Here is a 26,777-nt window from a genome sequence, read left to right on the forward strand (position 1 = left end):
GAAGCGCAGCATTGTACCCCTTCACTTGCCTATCAGCTAAATTTTTATCGATCTGTTCGGCACCAACACTCAGCAAGATGATCATCAACTAAGCCGACAGCTTGCATGTATGCATAGATGATTGTTGATCCGACAAACGACATGCCACGCTTTTTAAGATCTTTGGAAAGCGCATCACTGATCTCAGTGGTCACAGGCACCTCTTCAAATTTCTGCCAGTGATTCACAATCTGCTTGTTATCAACATAAGCCCACAGATAACTTGAAAACGAGCCAAATTCTTTCTGTATTGCGCGGAAGGCTAGCGCATTTTTACGTGCGGAATAGATCTTAAGTTTATTGCGGATGATCTCCGGGTTTTCGCGCAGCGCTTCCAACTCAGCGTCAGTCATGTTCATAACTTTTTCGACATCAAAGTTATAAAAGGCTTTGCGATAGCCTTCTCTTTTGCGCAAAACAGTTTCCCAACTTAGGCCTGCCTGAGCACCTTCAAGCATCAACATTTCGAAGAGTTTTTGATCATCATATTCTGGAATACCCCACTCATTATCATGATAATCGGCATAAAACTCTTGCCCTGGTTTATTGCCAAAACAACGCTTCTTGCCATCTCTTTCCGATACTTTCATAAGGGTTCCTTACTAACGTCCAGACGCTTAAAAACGACCTAATTCAGCCATCTTGGCTGCGACAGCCGCAAATTCTGGCTTATTCTGCAAAATTTCAGTTTGAGTCAAACCTTCAAGCTCGTGGGGGAACACTAACCAATCCTGACTTTTATGCACATAAAAATCAGGCTCTGAGTCTGTTTGATTATTTTCTGGCTTGTAATAAGGAGTCGCTATTTTGATCTCTGGCGTGTTCTTCTTACACGCCGCTTTAATCTCTTTAATCGTTTGCGCAATGCTTAACCCCGAATCATGCACATCATCTACGATAAGGAGGGAATCCTCAGACTCTAAGCGCTTAATCAAGTAGGTTAAACCATGTACTTTGATCTGTCGGCTGCGCTCACCTATGCCGGTGTAAGATGAGGTGCGTATCGCTATATGGTCAGACTGAACTCCAAGACATGCTAGCACCTCCTGTACAGAGATCCCGACGGGTGCCCCTCCTCGCCAAACACCGGCAATGTAATCTGGGCGGAAACCACTTTCAAAAATCTGCAGCGCCATCTGGGAAGAATCTTCCAGTAATTGTTGAGCGCTTATATACACCTTGTTCATCCGACCTCATTCACCCCCTATCAAATACGAGGGATATCATAGCCTTTCATAGCGTTATTTAACAAAGCTGGATAATTGGTAAATATAGAAAAGTCCTATCAGATTTGAGTGGCTTGGCGTTCTTGCCAACGACGGCCTTTATGAAATTTGCGGCGCTCTCGCCCTGAAAACTTTCCGCCTAACTGATCACCAATCTTTTGTGCCGTAATGATGTTATCAATCCGTCTTTCGTTTTCAGGATCACGGCGGTCAGCATGGTGACGATAGCGACATTCACAGTTTTTTGAAGCACTACACCCCGGCAGTGGAATCATAGGGGCTTTATCTGGGAAGAAGCGCCGATCACCTAATTGATCGACAGCTGCACAAGGATATAGACCTGACTCTATAGATACCGCCCTATAGCGCTTATCTGCCTTACTCTTGAGTTCGCGTTTAGTTTTGTATTGCTTGTTTAAATACAAGCCGACAATGACGACGATAAACAACGCCAGAATCCATTCCATTGCATCTATCCTTAGATCAGAAATCACATAATTTTAGTTATTGTTAACTCAAAGCCCTTCTTTTAAATCAAGAGCTTCTAATATGAGGAGGTACAACTTACTATGGTTAAACTTAATATGTAAAGTACTTAACTAACGTAACTTGGTTTGTTTTATCTAAATAGTAAGGAATAAAAAAGCCACACTAAAAAGTGTGGCTTTCCCTAAAATTCAATTCACCAATAAATTGAGCTACCGTTGAATATCTAACTGCCTTAAGCGATCAATCGCTTCTACTTCACGGTCGATGTGATCCATCTCAGATTCGACATCAGAGATATAATCAATACTATCGCGAACCTGCTGATCAGCTTGTGTAGAAGACTCAACCAAACTCTGCATCTCCGAACTCAAGTTCTTTGAGCTGTCAGAGATCTGCACCATAAACTCTTCTGTATCAGTAATAGTTTCTCGGATAGAGTTGATCGAGCTTGTTACCGCATCAACTGTTTTACCTGTCTGATCCAAACTTTGCTGAGTATTATGAGATAGCTGACGGACTTCATCTGCTACTACCGCAAAACCTCGACCCGCCTCGCCTGCGCGTGCCGCCTCAATCGCAGCATTCAAAGCCAATAGGTTAGTTTGATCAGCAATACCTGAGATAACACTCAAGATAGATAGCACTTCTTCCGAATTATGTTTGAGATCTTCAACCTTAGTGTGTAACGCCTGTCGGTCACTACTCTGTGTTTCAATATCTTGGGAGAAGCCTAAGAATCTGCGTTGGATGTCATTCAACACACTACCAGTGCTTTGTGCATAACCCGCAACTTGACCGAAGCTGTCGACCATCTTACGCAGCAACGGACGGTACTCACCCATGCACTCAACAAGGTTGCTTTGTAGTTGGTTAATCTGTTCCAGACTATTGATACGAGAATTCAAGAAGTACTGGCGGAAGTTACTGTAGTGGAACGGGAACTTATCCGCGTACTCATCTTTAAACTGCTCACCCGGTTGTACTTTAAAGAAGAACAACGCCGTTAGGGTTTGGTTCATGTGTACGCCTAGCAGCTCACCAAAGGTAGAGAAACCAGCTACTTTGATATCATCGAAGTCATGAACTTGAGATAAGTTCATCGCATTGTTTAAACGACGTAAAACACAATCATTCGCCAGCATAGCTACAGGCTTACCTGGTTTACCATGCATAAAGTTGCGGAAAGATTGACTGGTACTTTGCGCAAAATCTTTCGCCTTGACCAAGAATAGGCGGTCACCAAAATCTAAGTCGCAAAAGAACGCGATACTGCCATCGGCTTCATTGATACCGGCAATAGAACGAACGAATAGCTCTCCACCGATCTCTACCGCAAAGGAATAACCATTCAATGCATCGCCTAAACCAGAAGCTGAACAGTTAAAGTGCTCACATAACAAATCGACAATACTGGTTAATTGGTAATTGCCATCTTTGATAACAGATTTAACAGTACGAGAATGTACATCGGATTCGGCAATAACAAAGGAAGTCGGCGTTTTTTCAAAGTTATGCGACTTAAATACACCGTAACGGGTATTTTCAGCTAACTTAACAAAGATCACTACAGCCTGGTTATGCGCAACACGATCACCGTCATAAACCAACGCTTGTTGGAAATCTAACTTACCACCAGCCGAACCACCGACGAAATAACAAGGGAATTCACCACTTTCATACAAACCTTGCATGAAAAAGTTTTCGCTCGCGGATAAGCCATCAAAAAAGGTCAGCGCCAGCGTATCTTGATAATTAATATCGAAAGGCACGTTAACGCGACTGAACTCAGCAGCAAGTTTATTAACACGCTCTTTACGTGTCATGGTGACATTGCCAGACCGGATATCTTCACAATGAAGAGGGATAGAACTGATATGAACATCTGCAAACACAGCTTGGCTATAGCTCTGCACGACAATGTGATCCCAATGACTATCAGCTTCGTGGTAAAGGCTAGCGCCACAAGAACTTAATTCCCCAGCGGTCATAATACCAACCACTTTAGAAACATCAGGTAGCGCTGATTTTAACTGACGTACCGTACCTTCAAAGTCTAAGTGGGGTGATATAAATGCCAAAACCAGTGCAGTAGGCACTCCCTCAAACTTGAGGGATTCAAGATTATCAGCAGAAATTTCTCTACTACTTAACGACTGGACCTTAATAACATCGTTATCTACAACTGATTTTTTAGAGGATTTACTACGACCAAACCAAGACATGCTACTTCCACCTTATGTGACAAAAGCACTGTTATTTTTCTTATGAAGTATAGGAGTGCTAAAGCAACGTATGACTACAAAACTTTACAGAACAATCTGCTATTTAACGCATTAAAGCGACTCCTGCCCCTTGTGAACAACCGCATCCAGTAAAAACACTACTTAAGCAGGAGCAAAACCAAACTAAAGCACTAACCTTTAAATTAACCTTAGACGCTTAAACAAAGTAACCCTAAGTAATAAAAGGAATTTATAAAATTCCATACAACATAAGGCTCACTAGCATTTTTAAGTATAGATAGGATTAGCTAGCTTAAAAGTTAGGGATCTAAAACTACCTTTGGCCAACCTACTAAGGAGTCATTGATCAAATATAAAACATGTACTATAAATGCATTTTATAGATTCTTTTACAACAAAAATAAATACAGTGAGGATGTAATATGAAACTCTTATCCGCTATGGCAGCAGGCATGTTAACGACTACTCTATGCTGGGCAGGTCCAGGCGATCAGGTTGACTTCCCTGCAGACTACAAAACCAATTTCACCCCTTATTTATCTCTTAACCGTACTCAAAATCACGACCAATACATTCGTTTATATATAAACGATAAAGGTCTGAGCGGTACGCAGGAAAATGGGCAATTGCCATACGGTTCAGTCATTGTGGCAGAAGTGTATAAAGCGAAAAAAGATGCCGAAGGTAATGTGCTTACCTCTAAACTCGGTCAGCGCCTTAAAGATAAATTCGCACTGGTAGCGGTAATGGAACGCCGTGAAGGTGCTGCAGCTGAATACCCTAAAGGCATGGGCAATGATGACTGGGATTTTGCTGCATTTAAGCCTGATGGCAAACGCGCCAACAAAGATCTAACTGCTTGTGCAGCTTGCCATGCACCTTATAAAGACAGCCATCACTTGTTCTCTTACGAACATATCCTGACAGAACAAGCGATGAAGTAATCTGTCTGGTATAGCTAAACCCTGCTTAAATCAGGCATTATGTCTGAAGCAGGGTTTTATTTTTCATCACCATTCAGATCATTGGCAAAACACATGGATGCGAAAAGCGCTCAAGAATACTGTCTATCCCGTCCGGAATCACAACTAGAATTCCCCTTTATGCCCGATGTACCGGTCTTTAAGGTTAAAGGTAAAATGTTTGCTCTGTTAGGTCAGTGTGGGTCAAAAGGTAAAGAGCTTGGGCCTGAATTCGCGGATTGTCATTTCATTAATCTGAAATGCGATCCTGAAGAAGCGATGATGCTTAGGGATGTTTTCCCAGAAGTACGAAGTGCTTACCACATGTCTAAGAAACACTGGATCAGCGTTGTTTTAAAAGCTTCTATGCCGACAAAAGAGATCGAACGCCTTATTGATCGTTCTTATGGCTTAGTAGTGAAAAGTCTAAAGAAAGTAGAACGCCAACAACTAGAGCGTTTATATTCTGAAGAAGAGCTCTACCGATAAGATCATCTATGCATCGTTTTCATTAGCCTTAGTGTGCTCAGTTAGCCAAACGGCATATTTCTCTGGTGCTATCGGAGGTGAGAAATAGTACCCCTGCGCCATATGGCATCGATGTCGGATCAAAAATTCCAACTGATCTGAAGTTTCAACACCTTCTGCTACCACTTCTATATTTAATGCTTCAGCCATTGAAAAAATCGCATTAACAATCGCTATATCACCTTGTTCAAATGGCAACGTATGAATAAAAGATCGGTCAATTTTCAAAACATCAACAGGCAACTGTTTCAGATAACTCAAAGAAGAGTAACCAGTCCCAAAGTCATCCATCGCAATGGATACCCCTAAAGTTTTTAGCTTCTTCAGAGTACTCACTGAATGCTCAATATTCTCTATAACTGCGTATTCAGTAATTTCTAACTCAAGTTGACCAGGGTCGATGTCAAAGCGTGTCATTCGCTCTAAAAGGTAGTCAAAAAGGTTGGTGTCTTTAAGCTGACGAGGAGAAAGGTTAATCGCGATTTTATGTCCAACAATGCCCTCCTCTTTCCATTTGGCTAACTGCTTGCAGACTTGGAAAATGACCCAATAACCTAGATCGCAAATCAGATCGCTTTTTTCTGCTATCTCGATGAATTGATCAGGATAGTAAACCACCTCGCCGTCATCCAACCAACGAATTAGGGCTTCGGCGCTGTTGTATACATACTCGCCATCTTGGATTCGCACTTTAGGCTGATAGAATAGCTGCAGCTCATTTTTACTTAGCGCTTGTTTTAGTTCCTGCTCAATCCTTTGCTGGGCTTGCCGTTGAAGCTCCAAATCCGAGGAGAAAAACCGAACCTGTCCTCGGCCTGCCTCTTTCGCCTGATACATCGCTGTATCCGCCTGAATAATCAGGTCTTTGCCATTGTCAGAATCATTAGGGAACGTAGAGATACCGACGCTGGCCCCCGGTTTCATCACATGGCCATCAATAACAAAGTTTTCACCAGCCTGAGCGACAAGATCATCAGCAAGACCAATAAGATCGGTCGCATCATCAAAGTGAGTAACAATCACGGTGAACTCATCACCACCTATACGATACAAAATATCCGAATCGCGCAGGCGTTTTTTAAACTTTTCTGCAGCGCTGATCAGGAGCTTATCGCCAACTGCATGACCAAACTGGTCATTGGCCCATTTAAAATTATCTAGATCTAAATAGAGTAAACCAACTTTGGATTTCTCCCGGCGAGCACGTTTAATCTCTTCGTCTAAACGCATTAAGAAAGAGTGACGATTGGGCATCTCGGTTAGCGAGTCGTAATAAGCCAAAGCATGCAGTTTTGCTTCTGCTTCTTTTTTATCCGCAATATCGGACAATACACCTACATAAGTGACCTTATCATCTTGTCTCTCTACCCTGTTAAGGTTAAGCCAACCAGGGAACGTGCTACCATCTTTTTTCCGGCCGATCACTTCACCTGACCAACTACCATCAACAAGGAATTTATCATCTATCATTGCTCTGAAATCCACACCTTTCTCATCGAAAGGCTGAATATCGGGAAGCAACCCTAAGATTTCCTTCTCCTCGAAAAAAGTGATCTTGCTATAAGCAGGATTGATATCTACTAAACGGCCATGCTCATTAGTCACCAACACGGCTTCATCTAATGCATCTAAAGCTTGTTGCGCTACCTGTAGTGAACGCATAGGGGAAACTAGAGCAAATCTCAGAATGATATAGAGAGAGCCTACAAAAAGTAGACTTACAACCGCCACTTGTGTGATTTCTACAATAAGATTTTGATAAAGGCTTTCAGAAAGGGCCTTATCGCTGTAGCTCACCTCAACATTGCCGATACTAACCTCACCGGTTTTTATAGGGTATCGAATTCGATTATCAAAACCGCCCCATGCCACTGCGTGTTTCTTATCCTCAAACTGACGAATCTCTCCATCAATTTTGATTCGCCCCATATAAAGATGGCCGAAATTACCGTAGACCTTAATGCCCTCAACAAAGGGCGATGCCATTTCAGAATCAAGGATGGCAGAGGCCAGCTCTACCGAATAGGTGCGGTCATAAGCTTTTTTATAGACGTTCCAGATAGTAGGCCTAACCGAGTTGGCGACTCGCTCAGCAACAGAGAGGCCCCTTTCTTGCAGATTACTCTGCATCAATTCGGAAGCTACGCTAAATCGCACGATCACAAATACAGTCATTACTAAGAAAGTGATTAAACTCAGAATGACAAGGAGACGAACGGTCAGTCTACTAAACATTATTTATCGTATGGTCCAAACCACTGATAATAGTTGTTGTATGCTTCCTTGAACTCTTGTTTTTTCTCAATGATTTTCTTACTTAATGGATCGCGAGAAGCGTAGTCATCCAAAATACTATCTGAGACGATTCTCCAACGCTCGATATCCGCTGGACTCCATTTATTGATATTAAAATCATTCGCTAAGAATAGATTAAAGGCCTCAAAATCTTCCGTTTTAGCCTTTAATGTGGTGGTTAAAGTATAGGATTTAATTGCTGTTTCGAGAATGGCTTGCAGATCTGGAGGTAATTCATCAAATGCTTCTTTGTTAATTAGAAAATCTGCTAGAACAGATGGCTGCCATATTGCAGGAACAATGGCGTGCTTACTAATGTCATGTAAACCAAGGTTCCAGGCCCCACCTGCTGTGGTCCATTCTACTGCATCTAAGTCTCCGTTTTCCAAAGCAGGACGTATCTCTTGAGGTACAGTTGGCAGCGTATAAGCACCTGCAGCTGCCGCTAAAACTTCACCAGGCAAACCAGGTCCGATGCGAATCTTTTTTGCATGCAGATCATCTAAGCCTTTGATCTCTGTTTTTGACAACAATCCGAACTCCATCCCTGCCCACCACGCAGGGCGCCACATCAAGCCATCGGGGCCAGAAAGTTCATTAGCTAATCGCTGACCTTCTCCCGCATAGAAGAACATCATTGAGCCATCAAGATTCATAAAATCAAAGGGCCCTGCATTCATAAGTGCCCAAGCAGGGTGCTGCCCCGACCACCAGTTCGGCCAGCCATTACCCATTTCGACACGGCGCTCTTTGACCGCATTGTAGATATCTGGCCCACCGGTAATTACGCCACCTGGATGAGGCTTAATAATAAATCGGCCGCCGCTCATCGCTTTAACATTAGCAGCAAAGCGCTTTAGCTCTTTAAAATCGATACTGGTTTCAGTCGCTTGAGACTGCAGCTGCCAGGTATACACTTTTGCTTCTTTCTCAGTACAGCCAGTAAGTCCCAGCACGAATAAGATAGAAGAAAACGAAACGAGAAAGAACTTTAAGACCTGATGAAACATAATCTACTCCAGACAGACTATAACTTCACAACTACAATTGGGTGCTAAGTTAACTATAGAAACTAATACGCTTCTGTCTATTCACTATTATTCTCAATTAATAATTAAAACCTCGTAACGTACATTGGTAACACAATATCCTTATCAATCCTAGGATTATTAACTCACCCTCAAGAATAAACCCTCAATATTTCAATAAGTTAAAATCTTAACCTTTACTCCAATCAATACTAATCTAAATTGCGCAAACATTATCAGATAGAGCTCCTATAGCATGGAGATAGGAGGAGACATCATGAAACGAAGTACCGGAAACAGCTACAGACGACGCTTATGTAAAGTGATCGACTATATCTACGATAACTTAGAGAAGGATTTGGATGTAAACAAGCTAGCAGATATTGCCGCTATGTCTCCCTACCACTTCCATCGAATCTATCGAAAAGTCGCTGATGAAAACATCAATGCTACGGTGCGACGTCTTCGCCTACAAAAAGCAGCTTCAGAACTTATTCGGACTGATAACTCGATACTGACCATTGCACAATCAGTTTCCTATACCAGCTTGGAAGCATTTAGCCGTGCGTTTCATAAACAGTACGAAGAAACACCCAGTCAATATCGAGCTCGCTATAAACAGCCATCAGTAATCGAAGATAGTTTTCAGGCTAAGATCCCTCACATAGCGCAGGAGCGAAGGAATATGTTTGATGTCGAATTTATTGATATAGAAAAGCAAGGTCTGATCGGATATGAACATCGGGGTGACTACATGGAGATTGGGCAGGCATTTGAAAAACTATTTATGTTTGCCGGCACCCACAATCTTGTCACAGACGAAACCCGTTCGTTTGGTATTTACTACAACGACCCGGGTAGCGTTGACAAATCCGAGCTACGATCACATGCCTGCTTGACCGTTGAAGCTCCCATAAAAGCCAACATTGAAGATCAACCTGAATATTTAGAAATACCTTCTGGCAAATGTGTAACGATTGTATTTAAAGGCCCCTATTCAGAGCTAGAGAAACCATATGATTGGCTTTTTGGGGAGTGGCTACCACAAAGCGGTATGGAAGCAGCAAACTTCCCACCATTCGAGGAGTATCTCAACGACCCTAAAAATACACCTCCATCAGAGTTACTCACTCGAATTTATTGCTTAATAAGTTAAATAAACACGTGTTATGCAGGCTTATCCCAATTCTATAAGCCTGCTTTACACACATTCAAACAACTGTTTACAAAACCGCATATTAACCTTTAATTTGAAAAGGTTATTTACGCCTAAAAATCCCCCAGAAAGCATCATAAAAACAATACCTTCGATTACTTATAAGATCCCTAATATAAAGTGATTATCGATTAACCACTAAAGAGCAGAAATTCGATATAACCTAATTATCAAAGGGTCTAAGTACGATGGTTGTCACTAAGATGTCTGTTACGCACAAGTTAACAGCAATCATCCTGTTATTACTGAGTGTTAGTATCGCGATGAAAGCATACGACCTCTGGGAATACAGATCAGATTTATTACACGAACGTAAACTACAATCTAATCATGCTGTCTCCATGGCATATAGCATTATTGAGCATTACCAGCAGCAACAGGCTTCTGGTGTTCTGAACCAAACCGCAGCTCAAAAACATGCGCTATCAGCCCTGCAAGCTATGCGTTATGACAATGATAACTATGTATGGATCAATGACCTTGACGCTCGGATGATAATGCATCCCATCAAGCCTGAACTTGATGGCAAAGATATGAGTAGTTTTAAAGACGGCCAAGGTAAAGCCCTGTTTACGAATATCGCCAATACAGCCCGTCAAAACAACGAAGGCTATGAAGACTATCTTTGGCCTCGCCCTGGCAAGAGTATCGCAGTAGAAAAAATATCCTACTTTAAGCTTTTTGAACCTTGGGGTTGGGTGATCGGTACCGGCGTCTATGTTGATGATTTAGATGCTAGTTTCTATTCAAGACTTACAGAGGCTTTAGTATTTCTGGCTATTGTAATCCCATTCGTAGTTTGGCTATCAAGTATCATTTCCCGTTCTATAACTAAGCCACTGAGTCACATGACTGAAGTGATGGAAAATGTAGCTAAAGGTAAACTGATGGCTCGCATTGATATTCAAAACCAAGATGAGCTTGGCGATGTCAGTAAAGCAATTAATCATACCTTAGATATCCAACAACAGTTGATTCAAAAGTTAACAAACTCCAGCCACCACATTTTGAGTTCGGCTGAACAGATGGCTTCAACAACAGAACAAACTTCTGCGGGAGTTAAACAGCAACATGGGGAGACTCAGTTGTTAGCCACAGCTATGCAAGAGATGTCAGCCACAGCTCAAGATGTAGCTAACAATGCTCAACAAACGGCAGAAATCACCGTTCAAGCAGAAAGCACCGCACGCTTAGGTGATGAAATAGTAAAAACTACCATTTCTGCAATTAATGATTTAGCCGCGCAAGTCCAGTCCCAAGCCGATGTAATTACAAAACTCGAGCAAGACACGCTGCAAGTAGAGAGCATTCTGAGCGTTATCCGAGATATATCCGATCAGACCAATCTACTTGCTTTGAATGCCGCAATTGAAGCGGCCAGAGCAGGTGAGCAAGGCCGAGGATTTGCCGTTGTTGCAGATGAGGTACGCGTTCTGGCTAAGCGCACCTCTGAATCAACAGATCAGATTCAATCGCTAAATGACCGTTTAAAAACAGCTTGCCAGGGTGCCGTTAGCATGATGAGCAGTAGTCACTCAGAAGCACAAAACTGTATAGATCGTGCTGCTTCTGCAGGTGAACACCTTAATGATATCGTTCTTAATGTTCAGCAAATAATGGAGATGAACAGCGCTGTAGCCGAAGTGGTTCAGCAACAAAGCCAAGTAGCGGAAGAGATGAGTAACAACCTCAACAATATCTCGATGATTGCAGAACAAACTCAAGGCGGTGCAACACTTACAGCAAATAACAGTGAACAACTGGCATCTTTGGCAAGAGAGCTTCGCCAACAGGTACAGCATTTCCAAGTGTAATCTCGACAAAGTGGTAATGGCCTCAGGCCATTACCACTCTTCGCACTCCATTCCCTTATCTCTAATTCTTAATATTCCAAACTCCGAATAAGCCTCTATCAATAGCGCTCGAAGGCTGCTATAAAAAAGATAATGCTAATTGAGCCCGATCAAAAATAATAATAATGAGAGTCTGGTATGCGACGTTATTGGTATTTTTTACTATTACTCCTCCCTCTTCAGCTCAAAGCTGAAACTATTCAAATGCTCAACTGGGATGCTTATCTCGACCCCCAAGTAGAACAAGAGTGGGAAAGCAGCACGGGTCATACTGTTGAGGTAATCAAGTTTGATAGCGATGAAAAACGTGATGCACTCCTACTAGAAGCAAATCAGCACAATATTGATATAGCAGTTGTTGATGAAATCGTTGCAGAGCGCTTTGGAGAAGAAGGACGATTTGTAGAAATTAACGAACAAAATTTACCTAGTATTGAGCTGATGGGGAGTTTTTGGCGAGAACGTTGTGGAAAATATGCAGTCCCCTACTTTTGGGGAACATTCGGCATTATTTACCGTTCAGATAAGGTAACTCCACCACGCTCGTGGAAAGAGATAATTCAGCCTTCAGAGGACCTCAAAGGTCATATAGGTATGCTTAATGACTATACCGATCTCTTAGCTCCAGTCCTCTTCATGAATGGTGATCCTCTTAATACTGACAATTTAGAAACATTAAAGAAAACATTTAACAGCTTAAAACAGCAAGTTGATTATGTTTTGACATACGACTATCCCATTACATTTATAGAATCTTCACCTAAAGCGGATCAACTATATATGGCTGTGGGATATGGCGGTGATCAATTAGCAATGAATGAAAAAGTTGGTCAAGAGGGGCTTTGGAAATACGTTGTCCCTGAAGAAGGTACAGTGTTGTGGGTCGACTGTTTGGCGATACCTTCTAACTCTACAAATGTCGAAACAGCACTAAATTTCATCGAGTATTTAAACCAACCTAAAGTTGCTGCCAAAAATGCTGAACGTCTTCACTACGCAACCCCGAATGAGGCAGCACTGAAAGAATTATCAGAAGAGTTTAGAAATAACCCTGAAGTTTTCCCTAGCCAAGCGATCCAAAACAAAAGTGAACTCTACAAAAAGCTAAGTAATGAGAACATCAAACAACGTCTACGAATCACGAATGCTATAGTTAATATTCATGAATCTAAACAAACGCGCTAGCTTTCTCATACTTCCGATTATTTTTGTCAGCTATGCGCTAGCCGCCTTGGTTGCGTACGAACAACAAAGCCAATCTATTCAAAAATTAGAGCAACACAAACTCAATCTTCGCTTAAGCGCGCTGCACTCTGAATTCTCGACCTATGATCGTTTTCTAGATGCTTATCTTGTTTCTTTACTTGAAGGGGAAACCCTAGAAAACTTTATTCGAGACACCAGCAATATTTACCGGGATCGAATGCTAACGAATAACTTAGAATCAGCGATCGAGCGCTATTTCAATAATTTAACCGAATTCATTTCCCTAGCTGTTTTAGATGAAAATGATGATGTTCTTTTTTACATAGAAAACAGCACTGATCCTTTTTCTACCATTCGAGATGAACAACTTCGTTTAGCCGAAAATATTCAAGAAGAAAAGAAACTAAATATTTGGGAACACCACTTTCAATCGCATGGCACCATTATGCAACAGGGAATTGCGATCGATTCACGCACTCTCACTACCCCGTTGATCGTGCAACTGGAAGACACATATAAAGTCATCATTGCTGCAAAGCCCAGCGCCTTTGATACTTTATTAAAAGAAGTACAACAAGAGTTCCAAGCGATCGTTGTATTTACCGATAAGTACAATCAACCTCAAGCCAATAAGCTGTATGCAAATATTCAGCTCAAATCGAATTATTATTTAGGTATAACACCCTCACCTTCTTATTTGGGTAATCTACTAGCCAACCTTAAACAACGCTTACTATTTATTGTAATTTTAGGATCACTAATTACCTTCACTCTGTTGCAACTGTTGATCCGTAAATTTATCACTGCGCCAATATCTCAACTGGATCAACAGCTCACGGAGATCACGACGCATGAAAGACAAAATATTGATGCCCCACAATCTGATGATGAAATCGGTCGACTCGGCCGAAAGTTCCACAATCTCTATGAACAACTGCATCAGTCTTATCAAAAAAGCCACCAGCAATCTCGAACAGATGCACTGACTCAGCTACCCAACCGCGCAGCTTTTTACGAGACAGCATCTCATCAAATAGCGGAAGCCGAAAAAAGCGAAAGTGTTATAAGCTTGATCTATCTAGACTTAGATAACTTTAAATTTGTAAATGATAAGTACGGCCATGAGGTGGGGGATAAATTACTCCAAGCCGTAGCCCTGCGTTTAAATAACATTATCAACATTACCGCAAAAAAATTCGACGCGGAGCTTCCTCAAGCATTTCGCCTATCTGGCGATGAATTTATAGTTCTGCTGCCAAATGTATCAACCGAACAAGCACTGAAACTATGCGAGAAGATCCTGCACCTATTCGCCGACGGTTATCACTTTGAATTAGGGCACTTTCCAGTTACTGCCAGCATCGGCTTAGCAACTTACCCACAGGACGGCCATACATTATCCCAGCTAATCTCCAATGCTGATTTAGCTATGTATCAAGCCAAGAAATCCGGTAAAAACAAACAAGCGGTCTATTCAAAAGAGCTGGCTAAACGTGACCGTCAAAGAAAAGAGATTGAAACTAAGTTAAAGAACTTAAATCCCGACAAAGAGTTTACTCTCAACTATATGCCAATCATCAACCAAGATGGCTCGATCAAAGGATGTGAAGCCCTATTACGTTGGCACTCAAAAGAACTCGGTTTTGTCCCACCTGACCTATTTATTCCAATTGCGGAAAGTACAGGTATTTTTGAAAAGATTGATCTCTGGGTAGCCTGTAAAGCCCTCAATGACCTTCCCGAATTAGGTGAACTGTTCGGAGAACAGTTTGAGCTTTCTATAAATATATCTTCCGCGGAAATAGGGTCGGAACGTTTTATAAAAACACTAAAAAAGCTGAGTACAAATACGCAGATCCCGCTGAATAAAATTATTTTAGAGATCACAGAAACTTTCGCCTTAAACCAAGAACAGAATGCCTTAGGTTGGTTGAGTGAGCTACAAAAATTAGGCTTCCAAATCGCCATCGATGATTTCGGTACGGGCTATACCAGCCTGATGCAGATGGTTGATTATCCAGTGGATATCATCAAATTTGACCGCGAGCTGGTAAATAGAATCACCCTACCCGAGAAACAAACACTGGCAAAAGGCTTGGTAGACCTATGCCACTTCCAAGAGATTACGGTAGTTGCAGAAGGGGTCGAGACAGAAGAACAGCACAACCTACTTATTGAAGCAGGCTGTGACTTCCAGCAAGGCTATTACATCGCAAAACCAATGCCGATTAGCGACCTAGAACAATGGTTTACAGAGTACCAAAACAGCTAATTTACTTGGTTTTCTGATACGCCTCTGTTCCCCAAAGAGGTACAGTAGACAAGCTGTGCTTATAACTACCCGATGTTTCCTTGGTGGAGTAGGAGACATACATTAAGGTTTGCGATTTAGGGTCGTAGATACGGCGGATTTTCATCGATTTAAAGAAGATACTTTTCGACTGTTTAAAAACCACTTCACCTGATTTAGATTTATCGATCTTCTCAAGCATCGCTTTATTAATAATCCCTGTGCGACGGCAGGCAATGGACGAATCACTTGGATCAGCAAAGTCCAAGTCTGCTTCGATACTTGCCACATGACAAGTAACGCCTGTTACTATTGGGTCAACCAATACACTGATCTTAATATCCTTAGTAGTTAAAACTCCAAGCGATACATCCCCAACTTCCTGCTCATCACTACAAGCAGACAAACCTAACAGCGCTGCAACCAATAATAGTTTTTTCATTTTCATCCCTAAATAAATTTACGCCCGCTAAGTTTGCATGATTTTTCTGAAAACAGCCTTAATCTTCCGTGGTAAAACGTGTCATCAATTCATTTAAACGATTTGCTTGATCATGCATCGATTCGGCAGCAGCAGAAACCTCTTCAACCAATGCCGCATTTTGCTGAGTTGAATTGTCGATAGAGATGATAGAACCACTAACTGAATCGATACTGTCGGCCTGATTTTTACTGGTGGCTGAGATCTGACCTACCAATTGTGACATTTGCTGAATACTCTCGGTAATACCTTGTAAAGATTCAGAAGAAAGTTGTACTTGATCAGATCCCTCTTCAATCCTTTCCTCGGTGTCAGCAATCAACTTTTTAATATCATTGGCCGCTTGAGCTGAGCGTTGCGATAGTTGACGAACTTCGCTCGCTACAACCGCAAAGCCGCGACCTTGTTCACCTGCCCTAGCAGCTTCTACCGCTGCATTAAGCGCTAATAAGTTGGTTTGGAAAGCGATGCTATCAATTAAACCGGTAATCTCGTTGATGCGTTTGCTGGAGTCTTTAATTTCTGTCATTGCATCGATAGCACGAGCCATCACCTCAGTACCTTGCTGAGATAAATCCTGAGCTTGATCAGTCACTTGCTTGGCCTTTTGAGCATCACCTGCTGTACTGCGTCCTGCAATGCTGATCTTCTCCATACATGCACTACTTTCTTCCAAAGCAGCAGCTTGTTGCTGAGTGCGCTCTGAAAGATCATGGTTACCTAGCGAAATTTCTTTAGTAGCCCCAGAGACATCGAGCACAGCGTTTCTTACCTCTTTAACGAGCGTCCCCATACTTTGCTGACCGAAGTTAATAGACGCCTGCAACTCTTCAAATCGGCCTGAGTACTTTCCTTGAACCCTGGCAACTAAATTACCTTGTGCTTGAAGATCTGAAACTCGGACCACCTCAGCGGTAGCAGCACTGATCGTTTCTAAAGAATCATTCAGATTTTCTTTAAGCGTATTTAATTGCCCTGGAAGAACATCATTAATACGGCCATCGAAATTCCCCTTAGCCATCGCAGCCATGATGTTATTCACACTCGCTACCGCACTACCAATATTTGCCATAGCATCCTGAGTAATAGTCAACATGACCTGATATTGGCCCGGTAGTTTAGTATCGATCTGGCTATCAAATTCACCCGCAGAGAGTTGCTCCATCAACTGACCAATCGCGTGCATACTTGCTTCAGTTTGATCGGCACTCTGATTAATCGCTGTTTTGAGATCGGCTAGATCACCTTTCAAATTACGCTTAACCCGCATTGAAAAGTTACCCTCAGCCATCTGACTCATAACTTGCTTAGTATCTGCTAACGCTTGTTGAGTCATCTCCAATAAAGTATTTACGGCAAGGCTTGCCTGACCAATTTCATCTTGCGAATTCACGGGTAATCGAGCTGAAAAATCACCTTTTTCTTCAACATCCGAAATGGTTTTCGATAAGAGTTGGATTGGTCGTGTAATACCTGCAGAGATTTTCCAAGCAAGGACGATAATCGCGGTAGCGCCGAGAACACCAATGATCGCTATCCAGAGTTTTAGCGTTGAGACTGCAGCAAAGGCTTCGGCTTCATCTATTTCAACTAATAGAGCCCAATGAACCCCATCAAGATCTAAACGTGTGAATGACGACAATACTGGGTTACCGTTGTAATCGACGATTAAACGACTGCCTGTTTGGCCACTCAATGCATCCTTAACCGCTTCCGTTTTGACGCTCCCTTTTTTAGGATTTGCAAAAGATGCTTCTACTGAATGATTTACCGGATCCAGGTAGGAATCAGAACGCATGAGGTAGTCAGATCCCACCAGATAGGACTCTCCACTCTCACCCATACCTTCGCGGATTCCCATGATCTTATTGATAGGATCAAGAGGAATTTGTAAAGCAACAACTTGTATCAACTCTCCAGCATCATTAAACACTGGCGCTCCAATAAACCCAGCAGGCGCACCATTACTCGGTGCATAAGGCTCAAAATCAACTATCGCGTATGATTCAGTCTCAACTACCTTTCTAAAAAGATCGCCTAAGTTGGAATCTTTGTACTGCCCAGACATTAAGTTGGTTTGATAATCCGCTTCTAAAGCCACGGTATAAGAGATAAAGCCATCAGGCTCAATCAAGAACAGGTCATAGTAACCATAGCTATCTAAGTATTTTGAAAATAAGTTTTTACCCTCAACATTGACCTCCAAAAGAACGTCGGACAATGAATCAGTTTTGATAAAGGTAGCGACAACATTAGAGAGCCCAATGACATCGCGCTTACTCACTTCAAAAAAATTTTCGATTTGTTTAGTTTTAATACCGCGCACGGCATCTAACTGTTGGTAACTTTGCTCCGATAAGGAGCTACTCGCTTTATAGATAGCGATCAAAGCCAATACGGCAAATGGAATCAACCCAATTAACAAAAAGTTGATTCTCAGCTTTTTACTAATATTCATACCGTCGAAGAACGATGTCTTACTCATCTCAAGGCTTGCCTTTTAGGTCATTAACTACAAAAAATTACACTTAATAACGCAAGTATACTGCACCAATTTGGCGCAATTATTAACGGACAAAATGCAAGGGTATAAACCAAGGGGGAGAACGACCCATTTACGCTTCGCAAAAAATAATGTTAGCTATACTGGAAGTAGTTTCAGCTTTTCAGAAAGCTGACCTTCGGCTTAAACTCAGAGAAAAATATGAAGTATTTTCTATCGCTGTTTCTCCTGTTATTCGCACTGTCACCCATAGCTAACGCTAATGAGAAAACTATCATTATGGGCTACAAAGCGATTGCTAAACCTCCTTTAATTGGAAGCAACGGGGATAATTCAGGGCTTTATTTAGACCTCTTTGAAAAAGCAGCGGAACGTATCGGCTATGAGCTAGTTGTTGTCAGAATCCCCAAAAAGCGGCTTCATTTTGAGCTCTCGAGGGGAACAGTCGATTTCTATCCCGGTTCCTCTTTCTCACAAAAGAGAACAGGCTATATTTTCTATCTTCCAAATGGACTGCAAACAAAAGAGGTACTCATATCCCTAGATAATCGACCTGAAATAAAATCCATGGATGGGATTGAAGGACGGCTTATTGTTGAACTCTCAAGCAGTAAGCTGGAATGGAACCAAATCTACCCTAAGTTGACCATTTCTCAGATGGGCAAGCTATCCATGGAAAAGGTCATCGAAGCACTCAAAACAGGTAGAGGTGACTTTTACATTGCTGATATCGAGATCGTAGATCACTATAAGAAAGTAAATTACTTAGATAGATATGAAGATATCGGGATAAAGATCCACCACAATGCGATCAACCAAGCTTTTATTCCGATGAATATGGGATTCTCCCGCAAGTCCAAACTCTTTTCTGAATATCCAAACCCTAACTTTTCACCTGATGACGAAATCAGTATTAAGAACTTTTACACCATAGTGGACAAAGACTCAGTCGCTTATCAGTTTTACCAAGCATTGGATCAACTGAAACAAGAGGGTTACACACAAAAGCTTTATGACCAGTATTTCAAGCAAGCTACAAAGAAGGATTGAGTAGCCCGAACCAAAGGGGAACTTTCTAATTAGCTCCACACCTCGCAGTGGATTCCATACTTTAACTTTGGAGTAACGTCGCTTTTTTATGGACTTATGGTGTAAATAACTTCTAGCAACAACGCTACTCTATGTGGCTCGTGCCCCACTTGGGTATACAGCAACAAGGATAAGCGCAGATGAAAGTCCCATCGAATTACCCTATTAATCAAGCTAATAGTTATAAAATAGACTCAAACAAAGTTGAGTTAAACCAAATTCATTCAGTATTTGATCCGAAAGAACTACAAATTTTGAGCACGGAAGAGGAGCAAAAGATACTTTATGAACAAGCAACGATCCCACAATCAACCGTCATAGAACATCAAGGAAAGCTCATTGCTTCTTTTGCCGAAAACGGTTGGCGGTATTTTGCTAAGAGTAGTGACTTCAATGAAAACTACTCAAATTTATCTGATACCCAAATTATCGCGGAATTGACAAAAAAGTATGGAAAAGCGCTTTCCATTACCAATTACCCTCTAGGTGCAGGCCCTACAAAAGCAGAACTTTTCGAAAGGGTTCATGGCCATCAACTACGATTTATTGATGACCATGTATAATTTTTAGTTTACAAATTAAGAATGGTTTACATGCAACAGCAACTGCTTAAAAATAAAATTCGACATTAGATCTTTTTAAGAATTTCGATGCTTTTATCAGTAATTTCGTCGCAATTACCTGTCATATAGGCCATCGTAATAGCCCCTTCTTGCATAATACAAATTGCATCCAAAAGATCAGGATTCCCCTTCCCTAAATACTTCTGGATTAAATTTCTAACCTCTTGTTTGTGGTAGCCACAGTATTGAGATATTTCACATTCAACATCACTAAACTCGGCTGAAGTATTAATAAAAAAGCAGCCTCGAAAATCTCCTAGTTCTGCTTCCAAGCCCTTAAACCAACCATTTAACGCATTAAACACAGCTTCAATTACATCTGTTTCAGATTGAGTACCAACCAGCTTTTTCTCTAACCAAGCCATAAAGTTGTCATGCCTCTGCTCCAAGGCTGCCAACACCAATGCATCTTTACTTTCGAAATGATTATAAAGGGTACGTTTAGCAACCCCTGACGACTTTAAAATTTCATTTATACCGATGGAATTAATGCCATTTCTGTAAAAAAGCTTTAACGCAGTATCAATCAGTAACTGCCTCTTTTGACTCATTGTTATCTCCTATCAAAGCCATTCCATCTTGGCAAAAGTAGTACGATTTGTCTACTTCTAATAAAAAAACCAACTGAGTTTATGCGTCTAGCTGAATGCTCCTTCTACTTTTTGAAAATTAATTTATAAAAAACGATTGACACAAGTAGACCGACCTGTCTATTTTATTGAGTAGACAAACCATTCTACCACTTTAGGGAGGGATTTATGAATCAGGTTGTTTCAACTCTATTCTGCGGATTTAACTTATCTTCAGTCAGCACATTATCTAAATTTGTTGAATCTCGGCTAAACAAGGCAATGACCTTCAGCTTGATATGCAGTGCCTTAATCTCTCCTATTGCAAAAGCAGAATTTCGTAAATCAGTACCCCAACCAAGTTTTGGAGCATCAACTCCATTTACAGGACTGCTAGCGGCTTACTGTCTGCCTGTCAGTCCTAACCTTCTCTCAAAACCCATCATTCAGTTAGAACCAAAATTCGTTGAGGTTCATTTAATGCTGATAGAGGAAAACCAAATGAAATTTACAAAAAAACTGAAAATGGCTGCTACAGCGGGCGCACTATTAATGAGCAGTATGAGCTTTGCTCAAGCAATCAATATTGGAACCAACGATTTAGCGATCAAAGGTTACGACCCAGTTGCGTATTTCACACAAAACCAAGCGATTGAAGGCTCAGCTAAATTCACCGCAACGCATGAAGGGGCGATCTATCGTTTCAGTAATGCATCAAACCGCGATCTATTTAAAGCCAATGCAGATAAATACGCTCCACAATTTGGTGGTTACTGTGCAATGGGTGTAGCACTTAACAAGAAGCTAGACGTAGACCCAAGTGCTTTCTATATCAAGGACCACAAGCTTTACCTCAATTTAAATAAAGATGTGCAGAAAAAATGGGTGACTGATATTCCAGGTCATCTAAAAACTGCAGATCGCATTTGGCGTGGCATTGAAGACCTAACAATCGCTCAAGCAAACGCAGAAGAATAATTAACAGTGCCCCCATATTTACATGAGTTCAAAGGAACTGGAGAAAACCAAAATGAACAATAAACAACATGTAGCAACAACCGCTCTAGCAGTCGCTCTTTCAACCATTGCAACCCTTCCCTCTGCTCACGCAGCAGGTAAAGAAAAGTGCTACGGCGTTGCACTTGCGGGCCAAAATGATTGTGGCAATTTAGCCGGCACACATTCATGTGCAGGCCAGTCCAAAACCGATAACGACCCAGGCGAATGGAAACTTGTCGCAAAAGGTACTTGTAAAGAGATGGGAGGCCTACTGAAAGCTGAAGCTAAAAAACGTTACGCCGAACAGCAAAAATCGTAATGAAATACGCTCATTAGGAGAACAAAGATGTCCTGCCTCTACACGGATAAATTTACCAAAAAAACCTGTAAAGCGATGATCGGTGTGGGTTTACGCCACCAGCATTATAAGGAGGCATTACTGGGAACATCGTCCATTGATTTTGTAGAACTGCATGCCGAAAACTTCTTTGCCGAAGGCGGCATTATCCCTGAACTATTAAACGATATTGCTCAACAGTATCCAATTAGTTTGCACTCTACATCGATGGGTCTAGGTTCAGCAATTGGGATAAACAGAGAGTATCTGCTGCGCTTAAAGCGCCTGTCACAGCAGATTCACCCCATTTTAATCTCTGATCACGCTTGCTTTACTTGGAGCCATTTAAATGGGAAATCAGTGCACGCAGGAGATCTTTTACCGCTTGAATTTACGCAAGCAAGCCTAAAGGTTATGGCGGAGAATATTGACCAAGTTCAACAATTACTCGGTCGACAAATTCTAGTAGAGAACTTGTCCGCATATATTACTTTTCCCCATTCACAAATGAGCGAAACGGAGTTTCTCTCACAATTAGTACACTTGACCGATTGTGGGTTGTTACTCGACCTGAATAACTTACTTGTTAATGCTCATAATTTCAGTGAACAGCCCGCTTTAACCAATGCTAAAGACTGGATAGATAAAATTCCCATAAACGCCGTAGCTGAAATACACCTAGCAGGTTATGCGCCTGTGACGCAGGGTGAATTGATTATTGATGATCACAGCCAACCTGTATCAGACGAATGTTGGGCGTTGTACCACAGCACATTACAATTAACTGGTCCCGTTACGACCCTTATTGAATGGGATAACGATCTACCCTCCTGGCAAAAACTATTACAACAAGCAGAATACGCAAAATCAGTCATGCAAAACTTAACTCTTCCAACAGAGGAGTTGGCACATGCCATCTGAACGCACTGCTTTAGATAACCGCCAAGCAGCACTTATGAATATGATATTCAGTGGCATTCACTCTTCTACCGAACATCTATTCCACCCTGCGGAACAAGGAATCAAAATCTATAGAAACAACTTGTTAGTTACCGCAACTAGAGCGCTGTCTCTAAACTATCCAGTCATTGCGAAAATGCTGGGGCCTAAGACCATGGGGCTTTTAACTCAGCAGCTTCTAGAGATAGAGCTACCTAACAGCGGTGACTGGGCAGACTATGGTAAAAGCTTACCAGCTCTAATAAAGAAAGGCCCTTTACAACAAGACCATCCTTATTTGGAAGCAACCGCAAAGCTTGAATGGCATTTAAAGCAAGCGGCAAGAAGTACAGCGACACATTTGGATATTGCTTCTCTTTCTCACCTTTCCGACACTGATTTAGGCACGGTTTATATCCAACTAGGAGAACATATAAACCTGCTAACAAGTGCCATTAGAGTTGATGAGCTTTGGCGACTGCATCAGCCAAGCAGAAATAAAGACTTACTTAACAGTGAAAACCTATTAACTGTTCTCATACCTCAAGATAAACCGTACTGGTTTGTGATCTACCAAAGAGACCATCTTCCCTGCATCAAATCAATCTCTGAAGCAGAGTATCGATGGTTCTCAGCCATACAAGCTGGCCACAGCCTTTCTGACCTTCTAGGGCAATTCCATCAGTTTGACTTTAGCCAATGGTTATCTGAAGCCATTGAACAACAATGGCTAAAAAAACTCTGCAAGCGATAAGATAAGGAGCTCATAATGATTCACTGGATTAGAAGCACATACCAAAATTATTTAGACCACGAAAAAGTACTCAATAAAGCTCATATTGTGGCATCTATATTGGCTAGGTTTTACATAGCCCAAGTATTTTTCAATGCGGGTTTAACCAAAATACAGGATTGGGACACTACGCTATTTCTTTTTGAAGAGGAGTATCAAGTCCCCTTCCTGTCATTTGAACTAGCTGCTGTACTTGGAACCATGAGTGAGCTAACCCTTCCCATCTTCTTATTTACAGGATTATTAACTCGCTTAGCAGCCATAGGGCTATTTATCGTAAACCTTGTCGCTGTCATTAGCCTTATCGAAATAGCACCAGCAGCACTTTATTTGCACTACATTTGGGGCCTTCTTCTAACTCACATCATCATTTACGGTTCCGGCCCTATTGCACTCGATAATGTGGCCCAAAGAATTAACCCGAAAATGCACCTAAATAAAAAAATACTCACTTAGAACTGGCTAGGCTCAGAGGAAGCCTATTCTCAGGCTTCCTCTTATATCCCTACCCAAAACAAACCCATTAGACAGGTAAAAAATTATGCCGATAGACCGTAGGAGTAACTTTAAAAGTGTAGCCCCTTTCGACAGCAGTAAGCTGGCTATAATGACTCCAAATCAACAGCAAAGGCTACGGGATTTACAAATAAATGTTGGGCAAAAGTTAGTTATTAAAAATGGTCTGGAGATCATCGCTTCTTTCAGTACAAATGGATGGCGCCACTTTAGAAACGCTGATGATGTAAAGAGCAGCTGTTCTTTAATGACCGATCTAGAGTTGGTCGAAAAGCTAAAAGAAAAATACGGTAATTCACTCTCTATTTTTGAATACCCAAGGAATGAAAGACCGACTCTCGCCGAGGTTTACAAATAGACCTGTAATTTCAATTTGTCAGAGCTAACTATGTATCTACTCGAACCTGATTTCGGCCTTCTGATTTGGCGACATATAAGGCTTTATCCGCTCGGCATAAAATTGCTTCGGCATCCTCACCGGAAATATATTCGGCAACACCAAAGCTTGCTGTAATAACTAAATTCGATTCACCTTCAAATGATCCTATGTCTAGTCTGATCTTTTCTGCTAGAACCGTAGCCCCTTTTTGATCCGAATGAGGACAGATAATAAGAAATTCCTCCCCACCCCAACGCCCCACAATATCACTCGCACGTACTCCCTTTTTAATCAAATGAGCGGTAGCAACAATGACATCATCTCCTGTTTTATGCCCATACGTGTCATTGATAATTTTGAAATGGTCCAGATCACACATAATCACAGATAATGGCTTTTGGTAGCGCTTCACACGCTCTATCTCCAAAAGCATTGCATCATCCAACTTTCTTCTATTGTGCAACCCCGTCAATTGGTCAGTGACCGCTAATTTACTAATCTCATTGGTTGCCTCCAATATCCGATGTCGCATTTTTCCAAATTCAATAAATAGCCCCCCAATCTCATCATTCCTAACAGAAAAAGGGGAAACATCATCTACAGGCTTTTCCAAACTCGAAAAAATTTTAAGTTGATCCTCCAGTTTTAATATTGGGTTCAAGACAAGCCACCACAAAACAGCCATCGTACTCAAGGTGACGAAAGCAGAAATAATCAACACTAGCCCCGCAATACGTACCACATACATCTGTAACTCAGTATCAATAAAACTTACATCTAACTGCATCGTGATCTGACGATCACCTACCTCCGGAACACTTAATACCCATTTAAGATCTAATCTTTCATCTTCTTTATGATAGAACCTATCTAGGCCAGCTTTAGAATCAGTTTCATTCCATTCCCCCTCGACCTTACCTAAGCGAGATATAACCTGATTATTTTCCTTAAGTAAAAAGCCCAGAATATTATCCATAGAAAGTGAAGCATTAAGCTGTTCAATGGACTGTAGTTCAAAGGGGATAGAGCGATGTGAGAAAATATTTTTGACAACAAGATCAGCTAGTTTTTCTTGTTTATAAACCAGCTCACTTTCACGTTTAAGGTAGGACGGGACGAGTACAAGAATTTCTATAACAAGAAGAGATAAGAAAACAAAGAAGGCTATCTTTCTGGCAAGTTTAGATTGCAAAGCCGCAAACAGGGACGCTACAAAACTATTACTTTCCATTAACAAGTGCCCTCTACAGATACTCAACAATGGGATCTTGAATATGTGCTATTTAGACGATCATTATAGTCTATCCAGCAAGTAGTGCTCTGTCATTCTAAGCCCCAAGGAGAAACAATAATTAATTTTAAATGGCCACTTCGTCAATTAACGCTGCGGCTACGACATAGCTTATTTAACAAGGGGTAGTAGCTAGACTCAGAAGAGATACTGTTATGCCCTGCAGTTTCAAACTTGTAAATAGTCGCTAAATCATTTCGGAAACTATTAAATAATTTCATCGAACTCGTTTTAGAGATCACTGTATCTCTACCTGCAAGGAGAATAGCTGTAGTCGCTTTTACCCTAGGTGCATATTGCCAAGATAAGTATTTATCTTTTAATAACAGCGATACTGGAATGCCCCAATAACGCTCACTCGCTACATCTTCAATACTGCTATAAGGCGTTATCAAAATTAACTGCTGAACTTTTTTTTCAGCTGCTAATCGAGTAGCGATACCCGTTCCCAAACTTCGCCCCATCAGTACAATTTCAGCGTTATCTTTAGCCACTTGTTGGTACAAAGCCAGTGCGTCTTGATAGATTGCTTCTTCACGCGGAGTTCCATCACTACCATAGCCTCGATAATGCATTAGGTATAATGAGTGTTCTGGAAAAGTTTGCTTAAACTTGGCTAAGCGTTGCGAGACATCTTCAGCATTTCCACCGAAATAGATCAGAGCTTTACCAGTGTTCCTAGTTTGAATAGTTACGACTGTATTTCCCACTTCCGTAGGAATCAGCAAAGTATGCTCTTCCCTAGTTTCTTTGCGTTCTTGTGGAAAATACAAGAGGTTATCTTGATTAAAGTAAAGAAAGGCGCAAAGCAGTAGGTAGCCAAAACCAGCTAAAAATATAAATTTGAAGACTGCTTTTTTCATAGTCAAAAATTCGCAATGCG

General features: G+C 41.4%; 25 protein-coding genes. 14 read left to right on the plus strand and 11 right to left on the minus strand.

Annotated features, from left to right (window positions below; genetic code table 11):
- Positions 1 to 44: 44 nt before the first annotated feature.
- From ACMXYW_RS11250 to ACMXYW_RS11265, 4 genes are all read right to left on the minus strand, one after another.
- Complete coding sequence (locus ACMXYW_RS11250; protein ID WP_415898754.1) at positions 45 to 629, minus strand: DNA-3-methyladenine glycosylase I; 585 nt, start codon at positions 627 to 629, stop codon at positions 45 to 47.
- A 27-nt stretch (positions 630 to 656) separates the two neighbouring features.
- Positions 657 to 1,226, minus strand: a complete 570-nt coding sequence (locus ACMXYW_RS11255; RefSeq protein WP_415898756.1) for a phosphoribosyltransferase — start codon at positions 1,224 to 1,226, stop codon at positions 657 to 659.
- A 98-nt stretch (positions 1,227 to 1,324) separates the two neighbouring features.
- On the minus strand, positions 1,325 to 1,732 hold the full coding sequence (locus ACMXYW_RS11260) for a hypothetical protein (protein WP_415898757.1): 408 nt from the start codon (positions 1,730 to 1,732) through the stop codon (positions 1,325 to 1,327).
- 231 nt (positions 1,733 to 1,963) lie between these two features.
- Positions 1,964 to 3,976: a methyl-accepting chemotaxis protein gene (locus ACMXYW_RS11265; protein WP_415898758.1), complete on the minus strand. Its 2,013-nt coding sequence runs from the start codon at positions 3,974 to 3,976 to the stop codon at positions 1,964 to 1,966.
- Between the two features lie 443 nt (positions 3,977 to 4,419).
- On the opposite strand from ACMXYW_RS11265, the gene ACMXYW_RS11270 reads away from it, so the two are divergent.
- Both ACMXYW_RS11270 and ACMXYW_RS11275 read left to right on the plus strand, forming a co-directional pair.
- Positions 4,420 to 4,941 carry a cytochrome P460 family protein gene (locus tag ACMXYW_RS11270; protein WP_415898759.1) on the plus strand — a complete coding sequence of 174 codons (522 nt, stop codon included), beginning with the start codon at positions 4,420 to 4,422 and terminating at the stop codon, positions 4,939 to 4,941.
- 93 nt (positions 4,942 to 5,034) lie between these two features.
- Positions 5,035 to 5,448 (plus strand): MmcQ/YjbR family DNA-binding protein, encoded by a 414-nt coding sequence (locus ACMXYW_RS11275; RefSeq protein ID WP_415898760.1) that lies wholly within the window; start codon positions 5,035 to 5,037, stop codon positions 5,446 to 5,448.
- Positions 5,449 to 5,454: 6 nt separating this feature from the next.
- On the opposite strand, the gene ACMXYW_RS11280 is transcribed toward ACMXYW_RS11275, so the two are convergent.
- Together ACMXYW_RS11280 and dctP are read right to left on the minus strand one after the other, a co-directional pair.
- Positions 5,455 to 7,722, minus strand: a complete 2,268-nt coding sequence (locus ACMXYW_RS11280) for a putative bifunctional diguanylate cyclase/phosphodiesterase (protein WP_415904119.1) — start codon at positions 7,720 to 7,722, stop codon at positions 5,455 to 5,457.
- Positions 7,722 to 8,792: a TRAP transporter substrate-binding protein DctP gene (dctP, locus tag ACMXYW_RS11285; protein ID WP_415898762.1), complete on the minus strand. Its 1,071-nt coding sequence runs from the start codon at positions 8,790 to 8,792 to the stop codon at positions 7,722 to 7,724. Before dctP ends, ACMXYW_RS11280 begins: the two co-directional genes overlap by 1 nt.
- Positions 8,793 to 9,087: 295 nt before the next feature.
- Between dctP and ACMXYW_RS11290 the strand changes: the two genes are divergently transcribed.
- The 4 genes from ACMXYW_RS11290 (at position 9,088) to ACMXYW_RS11305 (ending at position 15,357) form a co-directional block, all read left to right on the plus strand.
- On the plus strand, positions 9,088 to 9,966 hold the full coding sequence (locus ACMXYW_RS11290; RefSeq protein ID WP_415898763.1) for an AraC family transcriptional regulator: 879 nt from the start codon (positions 9,088 to 9,090) through the stop codon (positions 9,964 to 9,966).
- 263 nt (positions 9,967 to 10,229) lie between these two features.
- A complete protein-coding gene (locus ACMXYW_RS11295) occupies positions 10,230 to 11,840 on the plus strand; it encodes a methyl-accepting chemotaxis protein (RefSeq protein ID WP_415898764.1) in 1,611 nt (536 codons plus the stop codon).
- A 177-nt stretch (positions 11,841 to 12,017) separates the two neighbouring features.
- On the plus strand, positions 12,018 to 13,064 hold the full coding sequence (locus tag ACMXYW_RS11300; RefSeq protein ID WP_415898765.1) for a spermidine/putrescine ABC transporter substrate-binding protein: 1,047 nt from the start codon (positions 12,018 to 12,020) through the stop codon (positions 13,062 to 13,064).
- Positions 13,042 to 15,357, plus strand: a complete 2,316-nt coding sequence (locus ACMXYW_RS11305; protein WP_415904120.1) for a putative bifunctional diguanylate cyclase/phosphodiesterase — start codon at positions 13,042 to 13,044, stop codon at positions 15,355 to 15,357. Before ACMXYW_RS11300 ends, ACMXYW_RS11305 begins: the two co-directional genes overlap by 23 nt.
- Position 15,358: 1 nt before the next feature.
- On the opposite strand, the gene ACMXYW_RS11310 is transcribed toward ACMXYW_RS11305, so the two are convergent.
- Both ACMXYW_RS11310 and ACMXYW_RS11315 read right to left on the minus strand, forming a co-directional pair.
- Positions 15,359 to 15,817 (minus strand): CreA family protein, encoded by a 459-nt coding sequence (locus tag ACMXYW_RS11310; RefSeq protein WP_415898767.1) that lies wholly within the window; start codon positions 15,815 to 15,817, stop codon positions 15,359 to 15,361.
- Positions 15,818 to 15,875: 58 nt separating this feature from the next.
- On the minus strand, positions 15,876 to 18,341 hold the full coding sequence (locus ACMXYW_RS11315) for a methyl-accepting chemotaxis protein (protein WP_415898768.1): 2,466 nt from the start codon (positions 18,339 to 18,341) through the stop codon (positions 15,876 to 15,878).
- 219 nt (positions 18,342 to 18,560) lie between these two features.
- Here ACMXYW_RS11315 and ACMXYW_RS11320 point away from each other — a divergent pair, with 219 nt between their 5' ends.
- Entirely contained in the window at positions 18,561 to 19,409 is an 849-nt protein-coding gene (locus tag ACMXYW_RS11320) for a substrate-binding periplasmic protein (protein WP_415904121.1), read from the plus strand.
- A 179-nt stretch (positions 19,410 to 19,588) separates the two neighbouring features.
- Complete coding sequence (locus tag ACMXYW_RS11325) at positions 19,589 to 20,011, plus strand: hypothetical protein (RefSeq protein ID WP_415898770.1); 423 nt, start codon at positions 19,589 to 19,591, stop codon at positions 20,009 to 20,011.
- Between the two features lie 65 nt (positions 20,012 to 20,076).
- On the opposite strand, the gene ACMXYW_RS11330 is transcribed toward ACMXYW_RS11325, so the two are convergent.
- On the minus strand, positions 20,077 to 20,622 hold the full coding sequence (locus ACMXYW_RS11330; RefSeq protein ID WP_415898771.1) for a TetR/AcrR family transcriptional regulator: 546 nt from the start codon (positions 20,620 to 20,622) through the stop codon (positions 20,077 to 20,079).
- A 519-nt stretch (positions 20,623 to 21,141) separates the two neighbouring features.
- On the opposite strand from ACMXYW_RS11330, the gene ACMXYW_RS11335 reads away from it, so the two are divergent.
- The 6 genes from ACMXYW_RS11335 (at position 21,142) to ACMXYW_RS11360 (ending at position 24,582) form a co-directional block, all read left to right on the plus strand.
- Entirely contained in the window at positions 21,142 to 21,618 is a 477-nt protein-coding gene (locus ACMXYW_RS11335; RefSeq protein WP_415904122.1) for a YHS domain-containing (seleno)protein, read from the plus strand.
- 52 nt (positions 21,619 to 21,670) lie between these two features.
- Positions 21,671 to 21,958 (plus strand): DUF2282 domain-containing protein, encoded by a 288-nt coding sequence (locus ACMXYW_RS11340; RefSeq protein ID WP_415883922.1) that lies wholly within the window; start codon positions 21,671 to 21,673, stop codon positions 21,956 to 21,958.
- Between the two features lie 27 nt (positions 21,959 to 21,985).
- Entirely contained in the window at positions 21,986 to 22,897 is a 912-nt protein-coding gene (locus tag ACMXYW_RS11345; protein WP_415898773.1) for a DUF692 domain-containing protein, read from the plus strand.
- On the plus strand, positions 22,887 to 23,669 hold the full coding sequence (locus ACMXYW_RS11350; RefSeq protein WP_415904123.1) for a putative DNA-binding domain-containing protein: 783 nt from the start codon (positions 22,887 to 22,889) through the stop codon (positions 23,667 to 23,669). Before ACMXYW_RS11345 ends, ACMXYW_RS11350 begins: the two co-directional genes overlap by 11 nt.
- 15 nt (positions 23,670 to 23,684) lie before the next feature.
- Positions 23,685 to 24,164 (plus strand): DoxX family protein, encoded by a 480-nt coding sequence (locus ACMXYW_RS11355; RefSeq protein WP_415904124.1) that lies wholly within the window; start codon positions 23,685 to 23,687, stop codon positions 24,162 to 24,164.
- An 85-nt stretch (positions 24,165 to 24,249) separates the two neighbouring features.
- Positions 24,250 to 24,582, plus strand: coding sequence for a hypothetical protein (locus tag ACMXYW_RS11360; protein WP_415904125.1), 333 nt, complete (start codon positions 24,250 to 24,252; stop codon positions 24,580 to 24,582).
- Between the two features lie 28 nt (positions 24,583 to 24,610).
- Here ACMXYW_RS11360 and ACMXYW_RS11365 read toward each other — a convergent pair whose 3' ends face one another.
- Together ACMXYW_RS11365 and ACMXYW_RS11370 are read right to left on the minus strand one after the other, a co-directional pair.
- The gene (locus tag ACMXYW_RS11365; RefSeq protein ID WP_415904126.1) at positions 24,611 to 25,834 is read right to left on the minus strand and encodes a GGDEF domain-containing protein; all 1,224 of its coding nucleotides are present in this window, start codon (positions 25,832 to 25,834) and stop codon (positions 24,611 to 24,613) included.
- Between the two features lie 143 nt (positions 25,835 to 25,977).
- On the minus strand, positions 25,978 to 26,757 hold the full coding sequence (locus ACMXYW_RS11370; RefSeq protein WP_415904127.1) for an alpha/beta hydrolase: 780 nt from the start codon (positions 26,755 to 26,757) through the stop codon (positions 25,978 to 25,980).
- Positions 26,758 to 26,777: the final 20 nt, after the last annotated feature.

The organism is Neptuniibacter sp. QD48_55 (assembly GCF_047778115.1).
GTDB lineage: Bacteria > Pseudomonadota > Gammaproteobacteria > Pseudomonadales > Balneatricaceae > Neptuniibacter.

Excerpts from the sequence above, each read along its gene's own strand:
- ACMXYW_RS11260 (WP_415898757.1), bottom strand. The coding sequence starts at position 1,732 with ATGGAATGGATTCTGGCGTTGTTTATCGTCGTCATTGTCGGCTTGTAT.
- ACMXYW_RS11330 (WP_415898771.1), bottom strand. The coding sequence starts at position 20,622 with ATGAGTCAAAAGAGGCAGTTACTGATTGATACTGCGTTAAAGCTTTTT.
- ACMXYW_RS11345 (WP_415898773.1), top strand. The coding sequence starts at position 21,986 with ATGTCCTGCCTCTACACGGATAAATTTACCAAAAAAACCTGTAAAGCG.
- ACMXYW_RS11265 (WP_415898758.1), bottom strand. The coding sequence starts at position 3,976 with ATGTCTTGGTTTGGTCGTAGTAAATCCTCTAAAAAATCAGTTGTAGAT.
- ACMXYW_RS11320 (WP_415904121.1), top strand. The coding sequence starts at position 18,561 with ATGAAGTATTTTCTATCGCTGTTTCTCCTGTTATTCGCACTGTCACCC.
- ACMXYW_RS11280 (WP_415904119.1), bottom strand. The coding sequence starts at position 7,722 with ATGTTTAGTAGACTGACCGTTCGTCTCCTTGTCATTCTGAGTTTAATC.
- ACMXYW_RS11355 (WP_415904124.1), top strand. The coding sequence starts at position 23,685 with ATGATTCACTGGATTAGAAGCACATACCAAAATTATTTAGACCACGAA.
- ACMXYW_RS11325 (WP_415898770.1), top strand. The coding sequence starts at position 19,589 with ATGAAAGTCCCATCGAATTACCCTATTAATCAAGCTAATAGTTATAAA.
- ACMXYW_RS11365 (WP_415904126.1), bottom strand. The coding sequence starts at position 25,834 with ATGGAAAGTAATAGTTTTGTAGCGTCCCTGTTTGCGGCTTTGCAATCT.
- ACMXYW_RS11255 (WP_415898756.1), bottom strand. The coding sequence starts at position 1,226 with ATGAACAAGGTGTATATAAGCGCTCAACAATTACTGGAAGATTCTTCC.
- dctP (WP_415898762.1), bottom strand. The coding sequence starts at position 8,792 with ATGTTTCATCAGGTCTTAAAGTTCTTTCTCGTTTCGTTTTCTTCTATC.
- ACMXYW_RS11305 (WP_415904120.1), top strand. The coding sequence starts at position 13,042 with ATGAATCTAAACAAACGCGCTAGCTTTCTCATACTTCCGATTATTTTT.
- ACMXYW_RS11335 (WP_415904122.1), top strand. The coding sequence starts at position 21,142 with ATGAAATTTACAAAAAAACTGAAAATGGCTGCTACAGCGGGCGCACTA.
- ACMXYW_RS11300 (WP_415898765.1), top strand. The coding sequence starts at position 12,018 with ATGCGACGTTATTGGTATTTTTTACTATTACTCCTCCCTCTTCAGCTC.
- ACMXYW_RS11290 (WP_415898763.1), top strand. The coding sequence starts at position 9,088 with ATGAAACGAAGTACCGGAAACAGCTACAGACGACGCTTATGTAAAGTG.
- ACMXYW_RS11250 (WP_415898754.1), bottom strand. The coding sequence starts at position 629 with ATGAAAGTATCGGAAAGAGATGGCAAGAAGCGTTGTTTTGGCAATAAA.
- ACMXYW_RS11310 (WP_415898767.1), bottom strand. The coding sequence starts at position 15,817 with ATGAAAAAACTATTATTGGTTGCAGCGCTGTTAGGTTTGTCTGCTTGT.
- ACMXYW_RS11295 (WP_415898764.1), top strand. The coding sequence starts at position 10,230 with ATGTCTGTTACGCACAAGTTAACAGCAATCATCCTGTTATTACTGAGT.
- ACMXYW_RS11350 (WP_415904123.1), top strand. The coding sequence starts at position 22,887 with ATGCCATCTGAACGCACTGCTTTAGATAACCGCCAAGCAGCACTTATG.
- ACMXYW_RS11315 (WP_415898768.1), bottom strand. The coding sequence starts at position 18,341 with ATGAGTAAGACATCGTTCTTCGACGGTATGAATATTAGTAAAAAGCTG.
- ACMXYW_RS11360 (WP_415904125.1), top strand. The coding sequence starts at position 24,250 with ATGCCGATAGACCGTAGGAGTAACTTTAAAAGTGTAGCCCCTTTCGAC.
- ACMXYW_RS11340 (WP_415883922.1), top strand. The coding sequence starts at position 21,671 with ATGAACAATAAACAACATGTAGCAACAACCGCTCTAGCAGTCGCTCTT.
- ACMXYW_RS11275 (WP_415898760.1), top strand. The coding sequence starts at position 5,035 with ATGGATGCGAAAAGCGCTCAAGAATACTGTCTATCCCGTCCGGAATCA.
- ACMXYW_RS11270 (WP_415898759.1), top strand. The coding sequence starts at position 4,420 with ATGAAACTCTTATCCGCTATGGCAGCAGGCATGTTAACGACTACTCTA.
- ACMXYW_RS11370 (WP_415904127.1), bottom strand. The coding sequence starts at position 26,757 with ATGAAAAAAGCAGTCTTCAAATTTATATTTTTAGCTGGTTTTGGCTAC.